At 42.3% G+C, this 3,128-nt stretch carries 2 protein-coding genes; one reads left to right on the top strand and one right to left on the bottom strand.

The window, feature by feature from the left end:
• Positions 1-220: 220 nt before the first annotated feature.
• Positions 221-1,504, top strand: coding sequence for a uracil-xanthine permease family protein (locus WKI42_RS09875; protein WP_262080096.1), 1,284 nt, complete (start codon positions 221-223; stop codon positions 1,502-1,504).
• A gap of 172 nt (positions 1,505-1,676) precedes the next feature.
• Here the strand turns inward: WKI42_RS09875 and ffh are convergent.
• Positions 1,677-3,128: signal recognition particle protein (gene ffh, locus WKI42_RS09880; RefSeq protein WP_368081836.1), on the bottom strand; the 1,452-nt coding region annotated here is incomplete at its 5' end.

Raw genomic sequence — 3,128 nt, forward strand, 5'->3', positions numbered from 1 at the left:
CTCGCTCTTTTATTTCTAGGCTCGGGAAAAAATGATTTACAAAATCATTTTTTTCTGCTATACTATCCTAAGCAAAGGTTTTTAATGTCATCCCGTGAGGTGACGAAGACGCAGAAATATTTGAAACTCTTTAAAATCTAAATTTTAAAGAAGTCTTACTCTGAGGGCCTATTGCTGTAAAATAATGGGCTCTTTTTTGATGCCCAAAAGTGAGGTTTATATGAAACAAGAATCAACTGTTGATTTGTTACTAGACGTTGACCAACGTCCTTCGGCTGGAAAAGGAATTCTCCTTAGCTTCCAACACGTTTTCGCCATGTTTGGTGCGACCATCTTGGTACCATTGATTTTGGGAATGCCTGTATCCGTTGCCCTTTTTGCTTCAGGTGTTGGAACACTCATCTACATGATTTCAACTGGTTTTAAAGTTCCAGTTTATCTAGGTTCTTCATTTGCCTTTATCACAGCTATGTCACTGGCTATGAAAGAAATGGGTGGTGATGTATCTGCTGCTCAAACAGGGGTTATCTTGACTGGTTTGGTCTATGTCCTTGTTGCTACCAGCATCCGATTTGTAGGAACAAAATGGATTGATAAACTCTTGCCACCAATCATTATCGGTCCTATGATCATCGTTATCGGTCTTGGACTTGCAGGTTCAGCTGTTACCAATGCTGGTCTTGTAGCAGACGGGAATTGGAAAAATGCTCTTGTAGCAGTTGTTACTTTCTTGATTGCTGCCTTTATCAATACAAAGGGAAAAGGCTTCCTACGAATCATTCCATTCCTATTTGCCATTATCGGTGGTTACCTCTTCGCACTAACTCTTGGCTTAGTTGACTTTACACCAGTTCTTAAAGCCAACTGGTTCGAAATTCCTGGTTTCTACTTGCCATTTAGCACAGGTGGTGCCTTTAAAGAGTACAATCTTTACTTTGGGCCAGAAACCATCGCTATCTTGCCAATCGCTATCGTAACAATTTCTGAACACATCGGAGACCATACTGTTTTGGGTCAAATCTGTGGCCGTCAATTCTTGAAAGAACCAGGTCTTCACCGTACTCTTCTTGGTGACGGTATCGCAACTTCTGTTTCTGCCTTCCTTGGTGGACCAGCCAATACAACTTACGGAGAAAATACAGGGGTTATTGGTATGACTCGTATCGCTTCTGTCTCAGTTATCCGTAACGCTGCCTTCATCGCGATTGCCCTTAGCTTCCTTGGTAAATTCACTGCCTTGATTTCAACTATTCCAAACGCTGTACTTGGTGGTATGTCAATCCTTCTCTATGGAGTTATCGCAAGTAATGGTTTGAAAGTCTTGATCAAAGAACGTGTGGATTTTGGGCAAATGCGTAACCTCATCATCGCAAGTGCTATGTTAGTCCTTGGACTTGGAGGAGCTATCCTTAAACTCGGTCCAGTTACCCTTTCAGGTACTGCCCTATCAGCCATGACAGGAATCATCTTGAACTTAATCTTGCCATACGAAAATAAAGACTAAAAGCCTAAATACACCTAATCCACTCAGACAACTGAGTGGATTTTTCGCATATCATAATAAAAGTATCTTAACAAAATTATTAAAATCAAAAACGCATAATATCAAGTGTTCATAAACCTTGATACTATGCATTTTGTTATAATATTTGCTTTATTTGGCTCAATCTCTTGTCTTACTTGCGTTTCTTCTTCGCTTTCTTCATTTTATTCGCCATGCGTTTCATGGACTGTTTCATAGCAAATTCACCGATTTTACCTTTGAGTCCGCCACCAAACATTTGGCTCATATCTGGCATTCCTGCCCCTCCGAGAGCTGACAGGTCAGGCATGCCACCTTGTCCCATCATGCCTTCAAGGGCAGACATATCCATCCCTCCCATATTTGGCATATTTTTAGGAAGATTATTTGGATTGATTCCCATTTGCTTCATCATCTTGTTCATGTCGCCAGACATAACACCCTGCATGAGCTGTTTAGCCTGGTTAAAGTCCTTAATGAATTTATTAACTTCGACAAAGGTATTTCCAGAACCAGTAGCGATACGACGGCGACGGCTTGGATTTAACAAATCTGGATTTTCACGTTCTTCAGGTGTCATGGAAGACACAATGGCACGTTTACGAGCAATCTGACGCTCATCTACCTTCATGTTTTGAAGGGCTGGGTTGTTAGCCATACCTGGAATCATCTTGAGCAAGTCTTCCATTGGCCCCATGTTTTGCACCTGATCCAACTGATCGATGAAATCATTGAAATCAAAGGTGTTTTCACGCATCTTCTCAGCCATTTCAAGGGCTTTTTGCTCATCGTATTCCTGAGAAGCTTTCTCAATCAGAGTGAGCATATCCCCCATGCCAAGGATACGACTAGACATGCGGTCTGGGTGGAAGGTTTCAATGTCCGTAATCTTTTCACCTGTACCAGTGAACTTAATTGGTTTTCCAGTAATGTGACGAACAGATAGGGCCGCACCACCACGAGTATCACCATCAATCTTAGTAAGGATAACCCCTGTCACTTCCAACTGAGCATTAAACTCACGCGCAACATTAGCCGCTTCTTGACCAATCATAGCATCAACTACGAGCAGAATTTCGTTTGGTTGAGCCAGTGCTTTCACGTCACGAAGCTCATTCATGAGAAGCTCATCAATCTGCAAACGACCTGCTGTATCAATCAAAACATAGTCGTTGTGATTGGCCTGGGCTTGCTCTAGACCTTGACGTACAATCTCAACAGCTGGAACTTCTGTCCCAAGTGCAAAAACAGGCACATCAATCTGTTGCCCTAGTGTCTTCAGCTGATCAATGGCCGCAGGACGATAAATATCCGCCGCAATCATCAAAGGACGAGCATTTTCTTCTTTCTTGAGTTTGTTGGCCAATTTACCAGCAAAAGTTGTTTTACCAGCCCCCTGCAAACCGACCATCATGACGATTGTAGGAATCTTAGGTGACTTGATAATTTCTGCCGTATCAGAACCCAAAACAGCCGTCAATTCCTCATCAACGATTTTAATAATTTGTTGCGCAGGATTAAGGGTATCAATGACCTCATGCCCGACTGCACGCTCACGAACTTTCTTGATAAAGTCCTTTACAACAGGCAAGGCAACGTCGGCCTC

The sequence above is a fragment of the Streptococcus pseudopneumoniae genome (assembly GCF_038148935.1).
Taxonomy (GTDB): Bacteria; Bacillota; Bacilli; order Lactobacillales; family Streptococcaceae; genus Streptococcus; species Streptococcus pseudopneumoniae_U.

Bases quoted from the DNA above. Each gene is read 5' to 3' on its own strand.
- WKI42_RS09875 (WP_262080096.1), top strand. From the start codon at position 221: ATGAAACAAGAATCAACTGTTGATTTGTTACTAGACGTTGACCAACGT.